The sequence below is a fragment of the Bradyrhizobium sp. BRP56 genome, assembly GCF_020194035.1.
Lineage (GTDB): Bacteria > Pseudomonadota > Alphaproteobacteria > Rhizobiales > Xanthobacteraceae > Bradyrhizobium > Bradyrhizobium australafricanum.
The window spans coordinates 23490-40448 of sequence record NZ_JADYVV010000050.1 but is presented as its reverse complement, the minus strand read 5'-3'; the positions used below and the strand labels follow the sequence as shown (position 1 = coordinate 40448).

At 66.3% G+C, this 16959-nt stretch carries 14 protein-coding genes; 2 read left to right on the top strand and 12 right to left on the bottom strand.

Features of this window, described 5'->3' with window-relative positions:
• Nucleotides 1-25 precede the first annotated feature (25 nt).
• Both I6F38_RS29480 and murB read right to left on the bottom strand, forming a co-directional pair.
• On the bottom strand, nucleotides 26-1012 hold the full coding sequence (locus I6F38_RS29480) for a D-alanine--D-alanine ligase (RefSeq protein WP_225162852.1): 987 nt from the start codon (nucleotides 1010-1012) through the stop codon (nucleotides 26-28).
• 107 nt (nucleotides 1013-1119) lie between these two features.
• Nucleotides 1120-2040, bottom strand: a complete 921-nt coding sequence (gene murB, locus I6F38_RS29475; protein WP_225162851.1) for a UDP-N-acetylmuramate dehydrogenase — start codon at nucleotides 2038-2040, stop codon at nucleotides 1120-1122.
• A gap of 20 nt (nucleotides 2041-2060) precedes the next feature.
• Here murB and I6F38_RS29470 point away from each other — a divergent pair, with 20 nt between their 5' ends.
• Entirely contained in the window at nucleotides 2061-2396 is a 336-nt protein-coding gene (locus I6F38_RS29470) for a GIY-YIG nuclease family protein (protein ID WP_225162870.1), read from the top strand.
• A 56-nt stretch (nucleotides 2397-2452) separates the two neighbouring features.
• Here I6F38_RS29470 and murC read toward each other — a convergent pair whose 3' ends face one another.
• The 10 genes from murC to rsmH all read right to left on the bottom strand — a co-directional run bounded on the left by murC (nucleotide 2453) and on the right by rsmH (nucleotide 15463).
• Entirely contained in the window at nucleotides 2453-3856 is a 1404-nt protein-coding gene (gene murC / locus I6F38_RS29465) for a UDP-N-acetylmuramate--L-alanine ligase (RefSeq protein ID WP_225162850.1), read from the bottom strand.
• A 120-nt stretch (nucleotides 3857-3976) separates the two neighbouring features.
• Nucleotides 3977-5077: an undecaprenyldiphospho-muramoylpentapeptide beta-N-acetylglucosaminyltransferase gene (gene murG / locus I6F38_RS29460; protein WP_225162849.1), complete on the bottom strand. Its 1101-nt coding sequence runs from the start codon at nucleotides 5075-5077 to the stop codon at nucleotides 3977-3979.
• Between the two features lie 112 nt (nucleotides 5078-5189).
• A complete protein-coding gene (gene ftsW / locus I6F38_RS29455) occupies nucleotides 5190-6341 on the bottom strand; it encodes a putative lipid II flippase FtsW (RefSeq protein WP_016846580.1) in 1152 nt (383 codons plus the stop codon).
• Nucleotides 6342-6682: 341 nt separating this feature from the next.
• Nucleotides 6683-8083 (bottom strand): UDP-N-acetylmuramoyl-L-alanine--D-glutamate ligase, encoded by a 1401-nt coding sequence (gene murD, locus I6F38_RS29450; protein WP_225162848.1) that lies wholly within the window; start codon nucleotides 8081-8083, stop codon nucleotides 6683-6685.
• 109 nt (nucleotides 8084-8192) lie between these two features.
• The gene (gene mraY / locus I6F38_RS29445) at nucleotides 8193-9299 is read right to left on the bottom strand and encodes a phospho-N-acetylmuramoyl-pentapeptide-transferase (RefSeq protein WP_016846578.1); all 1107 of its coding nucleotides are present in this window, start codon (nucleotides 9297-9299) and stop codon (nucleotides 8193-8195) included.
• Between the two features lie 10 nt (nucleotides 9300-9309).
• The gene (locus tag I6F38_RS29440) at nucleotides 9310-10743 is read right to left on the bottom strand and encodes a UDP-N-acetylmuramoylalanyl-D-glutamyl-2,6-diaminopimelate--D-alanyl-D-alanine ligase (protein ID WP_225162847.1); all 1434 of its coding nucleotides are present in this window, start codon (nucleotides 10741-10743) and stop codon (nucleotides 9310-9312) included.
• The gene (locus I6F38_RS29435; RefSeq protein WP_225162846.1) at nucleotides 10740-12197 is read right to left on the bottom strand and encodes a UDP-N-acetylmuramoyl-L-alanyl-D-glutamate--2,6-diaminopimelate ligase; all 1458 of its coding nucleotides are present in this window, start codon (nucleotides 12195-12197) and stop codon (nucleotides 10740-10742) included. The genes I6F38_RS29440 and I6F38_RS29435 overlap by 4 nt, the downstream gene beginning before the upstream one ends.
• Nucleotides 12198-12246: 49 nt before the next feature.
• Nucleotides 12247-14004 carry a penicillin-binding protein 2 gene (locus tag I6F38_RS29430; protein WP_225162869.1) on the bottom strand — a complete coding sequence of 586 codons (1758 nt, stop codon included), beginning with the start codon at nucleotides 14002-14004 and terminating at the stop codon, nucleotides 12247-12249.
• Between the two features lie 11 nt (nucleotides 14005-14015).
• Complete coding sequence (locus tag I6F38_RS29425; RefSeq protein ID WP_225162845.1) at nucleotides 14016-14465, bottom strand: hypothetical protein; 450 nt, start codon at nucleotides 14463-14465, stop codon at nucleotides 14016-14018.
• A 2-nt stretch (nucleotides 14466-14467) separates the two neighbouring features.
• Nucleotides 14468-15463: a 16S rRNA (cytosine(1402)-N(4))-methyltransferase RsmH gene (rsmH, locus tag I6F38_RS29420; RefSeq protein WP_225162844.1), complete on the bottom strand. Its 996-nt coding sequence runs from the start codon at nucleotides 15461-15463 to the stop codon at nucleotides 14468-14470.
• Between the two features lie 580 nt (nucleotides 15464-16043).
• Here rsmH and I6F38_RS29415 point away from each other — a divergent pair.
• Nucleotides 16044-16910 (top strand): N-acetylmuramoyl-L-alanine amidase, encoded by an 867-nt coding sequence (locus tag I6F38_RS29415; protein ID WP_176937093.1) that lies wholly within the window; start codon nucleotides 16044-16046, stop codon nucleotides 16908-16910.
• The last annotated feature ends 49 nt before the right edge of the window (nucleotides 16911-16959 follow it).

Sequence of the window (16959 nt, the reverse complement as noted above, 5' to 3'; positions counted from 1 at the left end):
CCAGGGCGGGTTCCCCGGCCGGGCATTAACTTCGGACGCGGCGGCGGGCCAGCTCGATCTGGTCGGTGAGGAAGTCGGCAAAGGCGATGCCCTGTGCTTTCAAGGCCTTAGGGTACAGTGATGCCGCGGTGAGCCCCGGCAGGGTGTTGGTCTCGAGATAGACCGGGCCATTGGCCGAGACGATGAAATCGCTGCGCGAGTAGCCGGTGCAGGACAGCGCGCGGTGCGCCCGCAGCGCATGGTCCATGATCGCGGCGCTGACCTCGGGCGCAAAGCGGCCGGGACAGATCTCCTGGGTCGACTTCAAAAGGTATTTGGCTGTGTAGTCGAAGGTTCCCTCCCCCGGCACGATCTCGATCGGCGGCAGCGCGAACACGGAGCCGTCGGACTGCTCGAGCACGCCGCAGGTCGCCTCCACGCCCGATACGAACGGCTCGATCAGATATTCTTCATGCTTTGCGGCATTGCGGACCGCGACGAGATCCTGCTTCGCGTTGACGAAGATCAGCCCGTAGCTCGATCCGTCCTTGGCCGGTTTTGCAATCAGCTTGCCGTGTTTCGCAAAGGCGTCATCGATCTGTTCGACATTGATGCCCTGCGGCGCGTTGAGGCCTGCGATCGCGGCGAAGCGCTTTGCCGACGGCTTGTCGAACGCCAGATGCGACGATGCCGAGCCGGAACCGGTGAACGCGACATTGCGCATCTCGCACATCGCCTGCAATTCGCCATTCTCGGCGCGGCCGCCATGCAAACCGAACACCAGCACACGCTGCTCGGCGCTCGCCTTGTCGAGCGCCTGGTCGAGCGCGATGCCGCGACCGTCGGGTTTGAAGTCGACCTCGAACGGCCGCGTGTGGCCGAGCAGTTTTTCCGACGTCACCGCGTGCACGGTGTCGTCGACATCCCAGAACCAGAGATCCGCGTCGGGCAGCGCGCGGTGCAGCGCCTGCGTGCTCGCCACCGAGACCAGCCGCTCCTTGTTGGTGCCGCCGAACAGAATGGTCACCTGCATCTTCTTTGCCTGTCTTCGCTGCTTCCGTCATTCCGGGATGGTCCGAAGCACCAGACCGGACTCTCGAGATTCCGGGTTCGATGCTGCGCATCGCCCCGGAATGACGACTAGGATGAATTCCCGATCCGCTTGATTTCCCAGTGTAGCTCAATTCCGCTGCTTTGCTTGACCCGTTCACGCACCGTCTCGCCGAGCGTCTCGATGTCGTGCCCGGTGGCGTTGCCGGTGTTGATCAGGAAATTGCAGTGCATCTCCGACACCTGCGCGCCGCCGACCTTGAGGCCGCGGCAGCCGGCGGCGTCGATCAGCTTCCAGGCGCTGTTGCCGGGCGGATTCTTGAAGGTCGAGCCGCCGGTCTTCTCGCGGATCGGCTGCGCGGTCTCGCGATGGCTCTGCACCTCGTTCATGCGGGCGCGGATCGCATCGGCATCAGTGATCGTGCCGCGGAAGCGCGCCGAGGTGAAGACGATGGACGGATCGACGCCGCTGTTGCGGTATACGAACTTCATGTCGGCATTGCCGAACCTATGCTTCGTTCCGTCGCGGTCGATGCCGGTGGCCTCGATCAGCACGTCCTTGGTCTCGCCGCCATTGGCGCCGGCATTCATGCGCAGCGCGCCGCCGACGGTGCCGGGAATGCCGAAGAAGAATTCCATGCCGCCGATGTCAGCAGACGCAGCCGTCTCGGCGACGCGCTTGTCGAGCGCCGCAGCGCCGGCGGTGACGACATCGCCGGCCGCGCTGGTCTCTCCGAAGGCGCGCGGCGCGAGCCGGATCACGACGCCGGGCATGCCGCCATCGCGCACGATCAGATTGGAGCCGACGCCGACGACATAGACCGGCAATTCCTGCGGCAGGCGCTTCAGGAAATATACGAGGTCATCTTCATCTGCCGGCGTGAACAACACCTGTGCCGGGCCGCCGACGCGAAACCAGGTCAACTCGGCCAGCGACTGGTTCGCCAGCAGCCGCCCGCGCAGCTCCGGCATCGCGGCTTTCAGGTCGGGCGTGATGTCGGGGAAGGTCATGGGTGACCTCTCCATCCGTCATGGCCGGGCTTGTCCCGGCCATCCACGTCTTGCAGTATCTCCACATGGCAGGGGGATACGTTTATTTTCTGACCAACCGTCCGAACGGCGTGCTCTACGTCGGGGTAACGAGCGATCTCGTCCGCCGGATATTCGAGCACCGTTCCGGCTTCGTCGACGGCTTCACCAAGCGATTCGGACTGAAGCGACTCGTCTACTTTGAGCACTTTGACGACATCCGTACAGCCATCCAGCGCGAACACACCATCAAGCATGGGCCGCGCGCTTGGAAGATCCGCAAGATCATCGCAGCGAATCCGAACTGGGACGACCTGTACGACACGATAGTGCAGTGAAGACGTGGATGGCCGGGACAAGCCCGGCCATGACGTGGATGGATACGAGGCCATCATCACCCCAACGCCTTCAATTCGCCGGGCAGCGCGTAGGCCCATTGCGTGATGTTGCCGGCGCCGAGGCAGACGACGAGGTCACCGGGCTTGGCAAGACCGTGCACGATCTTCGCGAGCTCGCCCGCGTTCGGCAGCGGGACAACGTTGCGATGGCCGTGGGCGCGCAGGCCGGCGGCGAAATGGTCGCGGTCGATGCCGGCGATCGGCGCCTCGCCGGCCGGATAGACCTCGGCGACCACGACCGCATCGGCATCGTTGAAGCAGGTGCAGAATTCCTCGAACAAGGATTGCAGGCGGGTATAGCGATGCGGCTGCACCACGGCGACGATCTTGCCATTGACGGATTCCCGCGCCGCCTTCAGCACGGCTGCGATCTCGACCGGATGATGACCGTAATCGTCGATCACGGTGATGCCGTTGGTTTCGCCGGTCTTGGTGAAGCGCCGCTTGACGCCGCCGAAGCCGGTCATGGCCTGGCGGATGACGTCGTCGGACACGCCGAGTTCGTGCGCGACCGCGATCGCCGCCGTCGCATTCGATGCGTTGTGGCGCCCCGGCATCGGCAGCATGATATCGGCGATCTCATGGACCGCGCCGGACTTGCGATCGCGGATCGCGACCGAGAATTTCGAGCCGCCGCCCGTCGGCGTCAGATCCTTAAGCTGCGCATCGGCCTGCGGGTTCTGGCCGTAGGTGATGATGCGGCGGTCTTCGATCTTGCCGACGAGAGTTTGCACCACGGGGTGATCGGTGCACATCACCGCAAAGCCGTAGAACGGAACGTTCTCGACGAAATTGCGGAACGCGTCCTGGATCGCCTCGAAGGTCTTGAAGTGATCGAGATGCTCGGGGTCGATATTGGTGACGATGACGACATCGGACGGCAGCTTCAGGAAGGTGCCGTCGCTCTCGTCGGCTTCGACCACCATCCAGTCGCCGGCACCGAGCCGCGCGTTGGAGCCATAGGCGTTGATGATACCGCCATTGATCACGGTCGGGTCGAGCCCGCCGGCGTCGAGCAGGGTCGCCACCATCGTCGTCGTGGTGGTTTTGCCATGGGTACCGGCGATCGCGACGCAGCTCTTCAGCCGCATCAGTTCCGCCAGCATCTCGGCGCGCCGCACCACCGGAATGCGCCGCGCGCGGGCCGCCATCAGTTCGGGATTGTCGCGCTTGATCGCAGTCGAGACCACGACGACGTCGGCGCCGTCGACATTCTCGGCGGCGTGGCCGACCGAGACCTTGGCGCCCTTCTTGCGCAAGCGGTCGAGGTTGTAATTGTCCGAAGCATCGGAACCCTGCACGGTGTAGCCGAGATTGATCAGCACCTCGGCGATGCCGCTCATGCCGATGCCGCCGATCCCGACGAAGTGAATGGGTCCGATCTCGCGCGGCAGTCTCATGATGCTAGCACCTTCATCGTCTCCGGACTCACCCCGGCAATTCTCCGACTTATGAAAGACTGATATGGCCGGGACAAGCCCGGCCATGGCGTCCCACGGCCGAAATTCCTCGAAAGCGGCCTAAATTCCGGCCACTTTCGCAACCAGATCGGCCAGCCGCTCGGCGGCATCGAGCCGGCCGACGCCGCGCGCGGCTTCCGCCATCGCGGTCAGTTTCGCGGGCTCGGCGGCGAAGGCCGAAATGTCAGCGGCCAGCCGCTCGGGCGTGAAGTCGCTCTGCGCGATGCGCAGCGCGCCGCTCGCCTGCGACAGCACGCCGGCATTGGCAAACTGGTCCTGATCGATCGCGCCGGGCAGCGGCACCAGGATCGAGGGCCGGCCGATCGCGGCGAGCTCGGCGACCGTGCCGGCGCCGGAGCGCGAGATCACGAGCTGGCTCGAGGCGAGGCGCGCCGGCAGGTCGGCGAAGAACGGCGCGAGTTCGGCGTTGATCTCGAGCCGGTCATAGACCGCGCGCACCCGGTTCATGTCCTCTTCGCGCACCTGCTGGGTGACGATCAGGCGGCTCCACAGCGCGGGCGCGAGCTGCTCGATCGCGGGCGGCACGATATCGCTCATCACCCGCGCGCCCTGGCTGCCGCCGACGACGAGTAGGCGCAGCGGACCGTTCGCCTCGGGCGGCGTGTACTTCACTGCCGCAGCCGCAAGGATCGCCGGCCGCATCGGCGTGCCGACCGTGGTGGCCTTGCCGGCCAGCGCGGGATCGCGATCGAGCACGCCGGGCAGCGAGGTCGCGATCGCGTTGACGCGGCCGGAGAGGAAACGATTGGCGCGGCCGAGCACCGCATTGGCGTCGTGGATGATGCCGGGAACGCCGAGCAACCGCGCCGCCATCAGCGGCGGCAAGGTCGGGTAGCCGCCGAAGCCGACCACGGCCGCGGGCTTCAGCCGGCGCACCAGGTTGGCGGCGACCAGCGTGCCATAGCCGAGCATCAGCACGGTGCGCGCCAGCGAGATCGGGTTGCGGCTGCGCACGGTCGCGCTCGGCACGAGGTCGATGCTCTCCCTGCCGAACAGGCCGGAATAGCGCAGCGCGCGGCCGTCAGTGGCGAGCCGGACGCGCAGGCCACGCCTGATCAATTCCACGGCGAGCGCTTCGGCCGGGAACAGATGGCCGCCGGTGCCACCGGCCGCCAGCAGAATCAGGGGCGCGTTGTCCATGGCCGCCTTTTACATCGTCGTTGCGAGCGAAGCGAAGCAATCCATCGCCCCGCAGAACGGAGGGATGGATTGCTTTGTCGCTTCGCTCCTCGCAATGACAACAAGGGTTCACCTACGCGTAGGCGCGCTGAGCGCTGGCGCCTTCCATAGATTCGATCTCGGTGCGCGGCCGCTGCCGCGTGAGCGCCAGCATCATGCCGACGCCATAGGCAAGCGACACGAACGAGGAACCGCCATAAGAGATGAACGGCAGCGTCATGCCCTTGGCCGGGATCAGTTGCAGGTTGACCGCCATGTTGATGGTCGCCTGCACGCCGAACAGGATCGCAAGCCCCGACGCCGCAAAGCGCGAGAACATGTCCTCGGTGGCATAGGCGCGGGTCAGCGTGCGGATCACGATGAAACCGAACAGCGCGACCAGCATCAGGCAGAGGATGATGCCGAACTCTTCCGCCGCGACCGCGAATACGAAGTCGGTGTGGCTGTCCGGCAGGCTGCGCTTGGCGATGCCCTCGCCCGGCCCCAAGCCGAACCAGCCGCCGTTCCAGAACGCCTCCATCGCGGTGTCGACCTGGAAGGTGTCGCCGGAGGCAGGATTCATGAAGCGCTTGATGCGGCCGGCGACGTGCGGCACGAGGAGATAGGCGCCGAACAGGCCCGCGCCCGCCGCGCCGGCGAGCCCGAACACCCAGATCATCCGCATGCCCGCGATGAAGAACAGCGCGCCCCAGACCGTGAGGATCAGCATGGTCTGACCGAAGTCGGGCTCCATCACCAGCAGCGTGACCAGCGTCAGCAACAGCACCAGCGCCATCGAGGTCGCCGGCATCTCGGGCCGCTTGGTCGATTCCGCAAACAGCCAGGCCGCGACGATGACGAAGGAGGGTTTTGCGGCTTCGGAGGCCTGGATGTTGACGCCGAGCAGCGTGATCCAGCGCCGCGAGCCCTTGACCTCGGGCCCGACCAGCAGCGTCAGCACGATCAGCGCGATCGAGACCGCGAACACGATCAGCGCGGTGCGCCGGATCTGCCGCGGCGTCATGAACGAGACGCCGATCAGCACCATCAGCGACGGCACCAGGAACATGACGTGGCGGTTGAAGAAGTGGAACGGATCGAGCCCGATCCGGGTCGCCACCGGCGGGCTCGCCGCCAGCGACAGGATGACGCCGGCCAGCATCAACGCGGCGATCGCCACAAGCAGCAGCTTGTCGACGGTCCACCACCAGTCCGAGAACGGGGTGCGTTGGTCACGGGCGAGCATGGGCGTCCCCAGATGGCAGAGATAACGTCCATTCGTGGCGCAGGATGGTTTCCAAGGGGTTAACGGGATGGGTAACTTTTGAGGGAGGTGGTTGATCCCATCCCGACATCGTCCTGGCGAAAGCCAGGACCCATAACCACCGCACTTGATAATGGACGCTACCGCGGCCCCAGCGTCGCGCAACGATTGAGATTTGGGGTAATGGGTCCTGGCTCTCGCCAGGACGACGATGAGGATGGTTCTCGCGCGATACGACGCACCGTCACTGCGTACTTCATCTCGGTGTCATCGCCCGGCACCGAACGGCGGATTACGCTGTGCCAATCCGCCCTACGTGATCGTCACACCACCGGCTTGACGCCGGGCAGCGCTTGCACGATGTCGCGGAAGGCGGCGCCACGGATTTCGAAATTGCGGTACTGGTCGAACGAGGCGCAGGCCGGCGACAGCAGCACGACGGCTTCCGCGAGCCCCGACGCCTCGGCATCGCGCGCGGCGCTGGCGATCGCTACGTCGAGCGTGCCCGACATGTCGTGCGGGACGCGCTCGCCGAGCGTGCCGGAGAATTTGGCCGCCGCCTCGCCGATCAGATAGGCCTTGCGGATGCGCGGGAAATATTCGGTCAGGCTGGTGATGCCGCCGGCCTTCGGCTTGCCGCCGGCGATCCAGTAGATGTCGGCGAACGAGGACAGCGCATGCGCGGCCGCATCCGCGTTGGTGCCCTTGGAGTCGTTGACGAACAGCACGTTGCCGCGGCGGCCGACCTGCTCCATGCGATGCGCAAGACCCGGGAAGCTGCGCAGGCCGTTCTGCAGCACGTCGGTCGCGATCCCCATCGCCAGCGCGCAGGCCGAGGCGCAGGCGGCGTTCTGCGCATTGTGCAGGCCGCGCAGCGAGCCGATGCCGCCTAGCCGCGCGATCTCGCTGCGCGCCGCGCCAGATGCGCGCACGATGGTCTCGTGCTCGACATAGAGGCCGTCGGGCAGCGGGTTCTTCACCGAGATGCGCACCACGCGCTTGCCGGCGCGATCGAGCCGGTCGGCGATGTTGCGGCACCAGATGTCGTCGACGCCTGTTATCGCGGTGCCGCCGGCCTGCACGCCGGCGACCAGCCGCTCCTTGACCGCGGCGTAATGCTCAAGCGTGCCGTGACGGTCGATGTGATCCTCGCTGATGTTGATCAGGATACCGACCGACGGATCGAGCGACGGTGCGAGGTCGATCTGGTAGGACGACATCTCGATCACATGGACACGCCCCATGCGCGGCGGCTCCAGCGACAGGATCGCGGTGCCGATATTGCCGCCCATCTGGGTGTCGTAGCCGGCGACATCAATCAGATGCGCGATCAGCGCGGTGGTGGTCGATTTGCCGTTGGTGCCGGTGATGGCGACGAACGGCGCGTTCGGCGCGTGACGGCGCCGCTCGCGGCAGAACAGTTCGACGTCGCCGATCACTTCGCACCCCGCCTCGCGCGCCTTCAGCACGCTCCAATGCGGCGCCGGATGGGTCAGCGGCGCGCCGGGGGTCAGGATCAGCGCGGCGAAATTCACCCACGACACGGTGCGCAGATCAGCGGTGGTGAAGCCGGCCTGCGCCGCCTTGGCGACGTTGTCGGCATTGTCGTCGGCCGCGATCACCTCCGCGCCGCCGGCCTTCAGCGCGTGGCAGCTCGCGAGCCCGGAGCCGCCGAGCCCGAACACCGCGACCGTCTTGCCGGAGAAGGAGGTGACCGGGATCATGTCTATCTCCCTGTCATTCCGGAAACCGCGCAGCGGTTATCCGGAATCTCGAGATTCCGGGTTCTCGCTACGCGGGCCCCGGAATGACAGTCAATGGGATGCGAAGCCATCAGCGCAGCTTCAGCGTCGACAGGCCGGCGAGCGCCAGCATCACCGAGATGATCCAGAACCGGATCACGATCTGCGGCTCGGTCCAGCCCTTCTGCTCGAAGTGATGGTGCAGCGGCGCCATCCGGAACACGCGCTTGCCGGTGAGCTTGAACGAGGTGACCTGGACGATGACCGAGACCGCCTCCAGCACGAACAGGCCGCCGATCACGGCGAGCACGATCTCGTGCTTCACCGCAACCGCCGTCGCGCCAAGCATGCCGCCGAGCGCCAGCGAACCGGTGTCGCCCATGAAGATCGAGGCCGGCGGCGCGTTGAACCAGAGGAAGCCGAGGCCCGCGCCAAGCACCGCGCCGCACAGCACCGCCAGTTCGCCGGTGCCGGCGACGTAATTGATCTGCAAATAATCCGAGAACACCGCGTTGCCGGTCAGGTACGAGATCATGCCAAAGCTGGCGGCGGCGATCATCACCGGCACGATGGCAAGACCGTCGAGGCCGTCGGTGAGATTCACCGCATTGCCGGCGCCGACCATCACGAAGGCGCCGAAGATCACGAAGAACCAGCCGAAATTGATCACGAGGTCCTTGAAGAACGGAATCACGAGCGAGGTCGACGACACGTCGCGCCCGAGCCGGACCAGCGCGTAGGTGGCGGCGAGCCCGATCGCCGCCTCGATCAGGAGCCGCAGCTTGCCGGCGAAGCCGCTGTGCGACTGCTTTGTGACCTTCAAATAATCGTCATAGAAGCCGACGAAGCCGAAGCCGAGCGTCACCGCCAGCACGATCCAGACATAGGGATTGAGCGGATTGGCCCAGAGCAGCGTCGACACCACGAGCCCGGACAGGATCATCAGCCCGCCCATGGTGGGCGTGCCCTTCTTGGAGATCAGATGCGACTGCGGACCATCGGTGCGGATCGGCTGGCCCTTGCCCTGCCGCAGCCGCAGATGATCGATGATCCAGGGCCCGAACAGGAACACGAACAATGCGCCGGTCACCATCGCGCCGCCGGTGCGGAAGGTGATGTAGCGGAACACGTTCAAAGCGCTGCGGAACGCCCCAAACCCCGGAACGGTGTTGGACAGTTCGATCAACCAGTAGAACATTCGAGGAGTCCTATACCGCTTCTTCGTGCGCGGCCTTGTCGGGGAAGCGTTTTTCCAGCGCGCTGACAATCAGCTTCATCTTCGATCCCAGCGAGCCCTTCACCATGATCACGTCACCGGCACGGACCGCGGCGACCGCCTGCGCTTCGAGCGCCGCCGAGCTCTCGGCATAGCCTCCCCGCTTGCCGGTGGAAAGGGCATCCCACAGATTCCGCATCAGCGGACCACAACAATATACGAGGTCGATGCGGTTGGCGGTCACGGCCTCGTTGAGGCCGCGGTGCAGTTCGGGCCCGGTCGGCCCGAGCTCGAGCATGTCGCCGAGCACGGCGATGCGCCGGCCATGCGGCCCGGTCTGGGCCTGGCCGAGCACGTTGAGCGCGGCCCCCATCGAGGCCGGGTTGGCGTTGTAGCTCTCGTCGATCAGCATCGCCTCGCCATGGCCGACCTCGAGGGTGCGGCGGAAGCCGCGGCCGGTCGGCGCCTCGAGCTGCGACAGCGACAGCGCCGCGCGCGCGATATCGGCGCCGAGCAGCGAAGCACCGGCGAGCACCGCGAGCGAGTTCATCGCCATGTGCCGGCCGGGCATGCCGATCTTGTAGGTGATGTCGTGATCCAGAATATCCGCATGCACCGCCGAGCAGGTCGCGTGCAGCGACAGGTCGAGCAGCCGCGCCTCGGCACGCTTGTCGGCGCCGAACGAGACGATGCGCGAGATGCCGGCCTGCTTGGCCTGCTTTTGCAGCCGCGCGAATTGCCCGTTGTCGCGGTTGAGCACGACGGCGCCATCGGGCTCGAGCCCTGCGAAGATCTCCGCCTTGGCGTCGGCGATCGCCTCGATGCCGGCGAAGAATTCCAGATGCACCGGCTCGATCGTGGTGATGATTGCGACGTGCGGGCGCACCATCTTCACCAGCGGCGTGATCTCGCCGGCATGGTTCATGCCGATCTCGAACACCGCAAAGCGCGTGCTGGCCGGGCAGCGCGCCAGCGACAGCGGCACGCCCCAATGATTGTTGAACGACGCCACCGAGGCATGGGTCTCGCCCTGCGCCGACAGCACGCGGCGCAGCGCCTCCTTGGTCGAGGTCTTGCCGACCGAGCCGGTCACCGCGACGATCTGCGCGTCGAGCCGCGCGCGCGAGGCATGCGCGAGCTCGACGAGGCCGGCGAGCACGTCGTCGACCACCAGCAGCGGCGCATCAGTGGGAAAATTTGCCCGTTGCGCGGTCTCGACCACCGCGAGCGCGGCACCGGCCTTCAGTGCCGCCTCGACGAAGGCATGGCCGTCATGGACGTCGCCCTTGATCGCAAAATACGCCTCGCCGGGCGCGATGGTGCGACTGTCGATCGAGAGACCGGTGACGCCGCCCGGCAGCGCGCCTTGCGTGGCGGCGCGCATCGCCGTCGCCATCGCATCCGAGGTCCACAACATCGTGCTCATGCGCCCTCCGCGGCCAGTGCACTGGCGACCGCTTCATGATCGCTGAACGGCAGCGTCGTGTTGCCGACGATCTGCCCGACCTCGTGGCCCTTGCCGGCAACGACCAGCGCATCGCCCGGCGCGAGGCCGGCAATGCCGGCGCGGATCGCCGCGGCGCGGTCGCCGATCTCGCGCGCGCCCCTCGCCGTCGCCATGATCGCGGCGCGGATCGCCTCCGGCTTCTCGCTGCGCGGATTGTCGTCGGTGACGATGACCTGATCGGCATTCTCGGCCGCGATCGCGCCCATGATCGGACGCTTGCCGGCGTCGCGGTCGCCGCCGGCGCCGAAGATCACGACAAGCTTGCGCCTGGCGTAGGGCCGCAGCGCCTGCAGCGCCTTGGCGAGTGCGTCGGGCTTGTGGGCGTAGTCGACGAAGATCGGCGCGCCATTGTGCTCGCCGACGAATTCCAGCCGACCCTTGGCGCCTTCGAGATGTTCGAGGCAGCCGAACACGTCGTCGGCGGCGCTGCCGGTGCCGATCGCAAACCCGGCCGCGACCAGCGCGTTCTCGATCTGGAATTCGCCGACCAGCGGCAGCCGGATCGCATATTTGCGCCCGCGGTGCTCGATCGCGAGCTTCTGTGCAAAGCCTTCGATGACAGCATCGGTGAGCTTGATGCCATCGCCTGCATCGGCGTCGCGCCCGACCGTGATGATGCGCAGGCCGCGCGAGCGCGCCGCATCGATCACCTCGCCCGAACAGTCATGATCGGCCGAGATCACCGCGGCGCCGCCTGGCGCGACCAGATCGCGGAACAGCCGGAGTTTTGCGTTGAGGTAATGCGCGACATCGGGATGATAATCCATGTGGTCGCGCGACAGATTGGTGAAGCCGCCGGCTGCGATGCGCACGCCGTCGAGGCGATACTGATCGAGGCCGTGCGAGGACGCCTCGAACGCCAGATGGGTGACGCCGTCGCTCGCGATCTCGTCGAGCTGGCGATGCAGCGCGATCGGATCCGGCGTGGTCAGCGAGCCATAGACCGTGCGCTTGTCCGAGACGAGGCCGATGGTGCCGATGCTGGCGGAGGAATGACCGAGCCGCTGCCAGATCTGGCGCGTGAACGCTGCGACCGAGGTCTTGCCGCTGGTGCCGGTCACCGCCGCGATCGTCGCCGGCTGGCGGGAAAAGAATTTGGCCGCGGCGAGCGCCAGCGCGCGGCGCGGATTCGGCGTGATGACGAAGGGGGCGCGCGCGTGACCTTGCGGCAGATGGTCGCTGGCGACCGCGACCGCGCCGGCGGCAATCGCCGCATCGACGAAGCGCGCACCGTCGGTCCTGCTGCCGGCCAGCGCGAAGAACAGGTCGCCCGGCTTCACCGCGCGGCTGTCGACCGCAAGCCCTCCGACAATGAGCGAGGAGGCACTCGGATCGATCGTGGCATCATCGCTGAAGAGGTCGCGAAGTCTCATGATCTTCCAGTCTGGCCGGCGCCGTTCTGGCGCCGCGTGAGTATACGCCTTACTGGGTTGTTCTGGATGCCGCAAGAATAAGGCGGTCGGACGGCGGCAGGTCGAATCGCGGTTCAACGCCCAAAAGCGGCGCAATTCGGGCGATCACGTTGCCGCCGGTCGGCACCGCATTCCAGCCCGAGGTGATGAACCCGTAGGTTTCCTTCAGGGGCTGTGGCTCGTCGAGCATGATCAGGAGCTGGTATTTCGGATTGTCGGCGGGCAGGATCGCGGTGAAGGCGTTGAGCACGCGCTTCTTGGCGTAGCGGCCGTTGATCACCTTCTCCGCGGTGCCGGTCTTGCCGCCGATATAGTAGCCCTTGACGTCGGCCTTCTTCGCGGTGCCGATCTCGGCGTTGAGCCGCATCAGATAGCGCATCTTGTCCGAGGTCTCGGGCTTGATGACGCGCTTGGCGAGCGCCATCGCCTCCTGCTCGGTGCGCTTCAGGAAGGTCGGCGGGATCAGGTAGCCGCCATTGACCAGCGCGTCGATGCCCATCACCGCCTGCAGCGGCGCCACAGCGATGCCGTGACCGAACGAGATGGTGACGGTGTTCAGTTCGCCCCATTTCTTCGGCACGATCGGGGACGCGCTCTCCGGCAGTTCGGTGCGCAGCCGCTCGAGCTGGCCCATCTTGCGCAGGAAGGCCTTGTGCGCATCGACGCCCATCGCCAGCGCAATGCGCCCGGCGCCGATGTTGGAGGAATAGTAGAACACCTCCTTCATGTTGATCATGCGGCCCATGTTGTGATCGTCATGGATCGCGAACTTGCCGTAGTGCAGCGGGCCGCGCGCATCCCACATCGAGTTGAGGTCGAACCGGCCGCTATCCAGCGCCATCGCCAGCGTGAACGCCTTGAAGGTCGAGCCCATCTCGTAGACGCCGGTGGTCAGGCGATTGATGCGATCGGGATCGTGCGCCTCCTTCGGATTGTTCGGATCGAAATCCGGCAGCGAGACCATCGCCACGATCTCGCCGGTGCGCACGTTGGAGACGAGCCCGGAGGCGGCCTTGGCCTTGAACTTCTCTTTCGCCTTGAGCAATTCGTCGCGCAGCGCGTGCTCGACGCGCAGGTCGACCGACAGCTCCACCGGCTTCTGCAGCCGGTCGGTGGCGAAGCCCGCGCGATGCAGATCGGCCAGACCGTTGCTGTCCAGCCACTTCTCCATGCCGGCGATGCCCTGGTTGTCGATGTTGACCAGGCCGATCAGGTGGGCGACCTCGTTGCCGGTCGGATAGACGCGCTTGTTCTCGCGCAGGAAGCCGACGCCGGGAAGGCCGAGGCGATGGATGTCGCTCTGCTGCTTCGGCGTGATCTCGCGCTTCAGCCAGACGAAGCCCTTGCGCGACGACAGGCGGTCGCGCACCTCGCTGGTGTCGAGATCGGGCAAGGCCCCGGTCAAAAGCTCGATCGCCTCGTCCTTGTCGATGAGACGGCGCGGCTCGGCGAACAGGCTCGGCGCCTTGACGTCGGTGGCGAGGATTTCGCCGTTGCGGTCGGTGATGTCGGGCCTCGCGGTCGCGATGGCGTCCTGCGAGGCGGTGCGGCGTGCGCCATGGCTGTCGGCGCCGACGGCGAACAGCACCAGCCTCCCCGCCAGCACGCAATAGACCGCGGCGAAAGCGAGGATGGCAAGGCCAACGCGCGCGCGCGCCTTGGCGGCGCGGTCGACATTGCTGCCATACAGCAGCGTGCGGATCAGCCGCTGGTTCCAGGGCTCGGTGGGTTTCACGGCCGGTGTGTTGGCGGGTGCCGGATCGGTCATGGCTGGTCCCGTCATTGCTGGTCTCCCCCGCCCTGCCCGGAGTTGTCGGGCGCAGGCTGGTCGGCGGCCGGCTGGTCGGTCGCCGCCTTGTCGATCGATCCGGTGGTGCTGTCGGGCGCCGCGGCGGCCTCGATGGTGTCGATCATCGCGCCGATCGGATCGCGCGAACCGGGCCGCGTGAAGCTCGGCGGCCGCTCCGGCAGGCTCTTCAGGGAATCGTACTGGTTGGCGTTGACCGGCTTCAGCGGCAGATGGCGCTCGGCGAGGCCCTGCAGCCGGAGCGGCGCATCGAGCTTGGCCCATTCGGCGCGCAACGCGGCGATCGCATTGCGCTGCTCGCGGATCTCGGCATTGAGCTGCAGCACGCGTTCGACGCGCGCGGTCGATTCCATCTTGATGCGGTAGACATAGGACGCCGCGAAGATCAGCATGCCGATGACGAGGAGATGGAGAAGGCGCATCGTCACCCTCCCCGCTTCAGGTCGGACAGCCGCGGCCATGACGGCAGGTCGTCGTCGGCGTGCTCCGGCGCCGCGGTGCGCTCGGCGGCACGCAGCTTGGCCGATCGCGCGCGCGGATTGGCGGCAAGCTCGGCCTCATCGGGCGTCACCGGACGCTTGGTCAGGATCTGAAAGCTCGGCGCCGCTTGCGCCATTTCGGGCAAATGCCGCGAGCCGGCGGAGACCTTGCCGCGCAGGCTGAGGAAATTCTTGACGATGCGGTCTTCCAGCGAATGGAACGAAACCACGACGAGCCGGCCGCCCGGCTTCAGCACGCGCTCGGCCGCTGCGAGCGCCTCGTGCAGTTCATCGAGCTCCTCATTGACGAAGATGCGTAGCGCCTGAAAGGTCCGCGTCGCCGGATGGATCTCGTTCGGCTTGGCGCGCACGACCTTCGCGACGATATCGGCGAGCGCGTCGGTCGTCGTGATCGGCGCGTCCTTGCGGGCGGCGACGATGGCGCGGGCGACGCCGCGCGAATGCCGCTCCTCGCCGAAGATATAGATGATGTCGGCGAGCTGTTTCTCGGAAGCGGTCGCGACCACGTCGGCCGCGGTCGGGCCGCTCTGGGCCATCCGCATGTCGAGCGGACCGCCGAGCCGGAATGAGAAGCCGCGTTCGGCCCGGTCGAGCTGCATCGAGGAGACGCCGACATCCATCACGACGCCGTCGACTTTATCCACCCCCTGCGATGCGCAGACCTCGGCGAGGTTGGAGAAGCGGTCCTCGACCAGTGTCAGCCGACCGCCTGCGCCGTCGACCAGATCGAAGCCGCCGGTTATCGCGGTGCGGTCGCGGTCGACGCCGATCACGCGGGTATCGGCGACATCGAGGATCGCCCGGCTGTAGCCGCCGGCACCGAAGGTGGCGTCGACATAGACGCCGCCGGCGCGCGGCGCGAGATACGCGACCGCCTCGCGGCCCAGCACCGAAATGTGACGCGGCGCACGCTCGCTCATGCGCCGCTCCCGGGCGGGGCCGCGTAACTGGCATGCAAGCTGGGTGCGCGCCGACTCATTGCGCCTCGAATCCTCGCGCCCAGAGCCCTCTTCGTTCCGATTGGATCGGAACGGGGCTCTGGATTCCTGTCTTGACGCGTTTTCTTCACGCGAACCGGTATCCACTTCGCTCGAAAACGCGTGAAAAAGCCGCTGCGTGACGCCAGCGCCAACTCCCGTCCTCGGCCGCAAATCCTGATATCCGACCGGAATTGGGAGGTTTCCATGGGATTTCGCGCAAACAGCGGGGCTCAGCGTCCTTTAGCCGTCCCCCGAAACCGGTTCGGCACTTCACCTCTCAGTAACGGCACTTAACGTTAAGAAAACGTTGATGATCGGTTAGCGGAATCGCGCGGCTTTGATCCGCATTCGAGTGATACCCTCGCGACCCGCTCCTGGCACAATGGCGCGGCGCATCGTGCGGATCATGGAACCCGGCAGGGGTCGATTGCGCGGCCCGCACGGTAAAGGAATAGTAAACGCCTATTTGTTTATCCATGTGTCAAAATGCTTTCTCCTGGTTCGGGTTTGAGTGATTCGTATGGCTTCAAGTTCGTCTTCGTCCGGCAACGCTGATTCGAAGCGTCAGCGCGCGCTCCCTGTTCCAAAGGGGGTGGCGGACGCGAAGACGTTCACGCCGGATTCCTCGATCGCCTCCGACGTGATCCCGTCGGCGAACTTCGGCGATCGCGCCAATGGCCGGCAACCCGACATGATCGTGCTGCACTACACCGGCATGCCCGACGTCGAGGGTGCGATCACCCAGCTCTGCACGGCCGGCACCGAGGTCTCGGCGCACTACATCGTGCTCGAGGACGGCCGCATCGTGCAGTGCGTGCCGGAGAGCAAGCGCGCCTGGCACGCCGGCGTGTCCGCGTGGGCTGGCGATGACGACATCAACTCCTGCTCGATCGGCGTCGAGATCGTCAATCGCGGCCACGATTGGGGCTATCCGGATTTTCCGCTGCGCCAGATCGCGGCTGTCATCGCGCTGTGCCGCGGCATCATGCTTCGCCGCAAGGTGGTCCCGCATCGCGTGCTCGGCCATTCCGACGTGGCACCGGCGCGCAAGAAGGATCCCGGCGAGAAATTCCCGTGGCACTCGCTGGCCAATTCCGGCGTCGGGCACTGGGTGCAGCCGGCGCCGATCGTGCGCGGCGACGCGCTGCAGCTCGGTGCGATCAGCGACAGCGTCTCCAACATGCAGGCCGCGTTCCGGCGCTACGGCTACAACATCCCGAACAACGGCAAGTTCGACGGCCCGACCATGGAGGTCGTCACCGCCTTCCAGCGCCACTTCCGCCCGGAGCGCATCGACGGGATCGCCGACCGTTCCACCATGGCCACACTGCACGCGCTGCTCGAGAGCCTGCCGCCGGATGCGGCGACGGTGGTCGCGTCGAGCTAGGCTCGCCTCCGTCCGTCGTCGCGAGGAGCGGTGCATTTACCGGCCAAGT

Excerpts from the sequence above, each read along its gene's own strand:
- murC (WP_225162850.1), bottom strand. The coding sequence starts at position 3,856 with ATGAGACTGCCGCGCGAGATCGGACCCATTCACTTCGTCGGGATCGGC.
- I6F38_RS29430 (WP_225162869.1), bottom strand. The coding sequence starts at position 14,004 with ATGACCGATCCGGCACCCGCCAACACACCGGCCGTGAAACCCACCGAG.
- ftsW (WP_016846580.1), bottom strand. The coding sequence starts at position 6,341 with ATGCTCGCCCGTGACCAACGCACCCCGTTCTCGGACTGGTGGTGGACC.
- I6F38_RS29480 (WP_225162852.1), bottom strand. The coding sequence starts at position 1,012 with ATGCAGGTGACCATTCTGTTCGGCGGCACCAACAAGGAGCGGCTGGTC.
- I6F38_RS29425 (WP_225162845.1), bottom strand. The coding sequence starts at position 14,465 with ATGCGCCTTCTCCATCTCCTCGTCATCGGCATGCTGATCTTCGCGGCG.
- murB (WP_225162851.1), bottom strand. The coding sequence starts at position 2,040 with ATGACCTTCCCCGACATCACGCCCGACCTGAAAGCCGCGATGCCGGAG.
- I6F38_RS29470 (WP_225162870.1), top strand. The coding sequence starts at position 2,061 with ATGGCCGGGCTTGTCCCGGCCATCCACGTCTTGCAGTATCTCCACATG.
- I6F38_RS29415 (WP_176937093.1), top strand. The coding sequence starts at position 16,044 with ATGGCTTCAAGTTCGTCTTCGTCCGGCAACGCTGATTCGAAGCGTCAG.
- murG (WP_225162849.1), bottom strand. The coding sequence starts at position 5,077 with ATGGACAACGCGCCCCTGATTCTGCTGGCGGCCGGTGGCACCGGCGGC.
- I6F38_RS29435 (WP_225162846.1), bottom strand. The coding sequence starts at position 12,197 with ATGAGACTTCGCGACCTCTTCAGCGATGATGCCACGATCGATCCGAGT.
- mraY (WP_016846578.1), bottom strand. The coding sequence starts at position 9,299 with ATGTTCTACTGGTTGATCGAACTGTCCAACACCGTTCCGGGGTTTGGG.
- rsmH (WP_225162844.1), bottom strand. The coding sequence starts at position 15,463 with ATGAGCGAGCGTGCGCCGCGTCACATTTCGGTGCTGGGCCGCGAGGCG.
- murD (WP_225162848.1), bottom strand. The coding sequence starts at position 8,083 with ATGATCCCGGTCACCTCCTTCTCCGGCAAGACGGTCGCGGTGTTCGGG.
- I6F38_RS29440 (WP_225162847.1), bottom strand. The coding sequence starts at position 10,743 with ATGAGCACGATGTTGTGGACCTCGGATGCGATGGCGACGGCGATGCGC.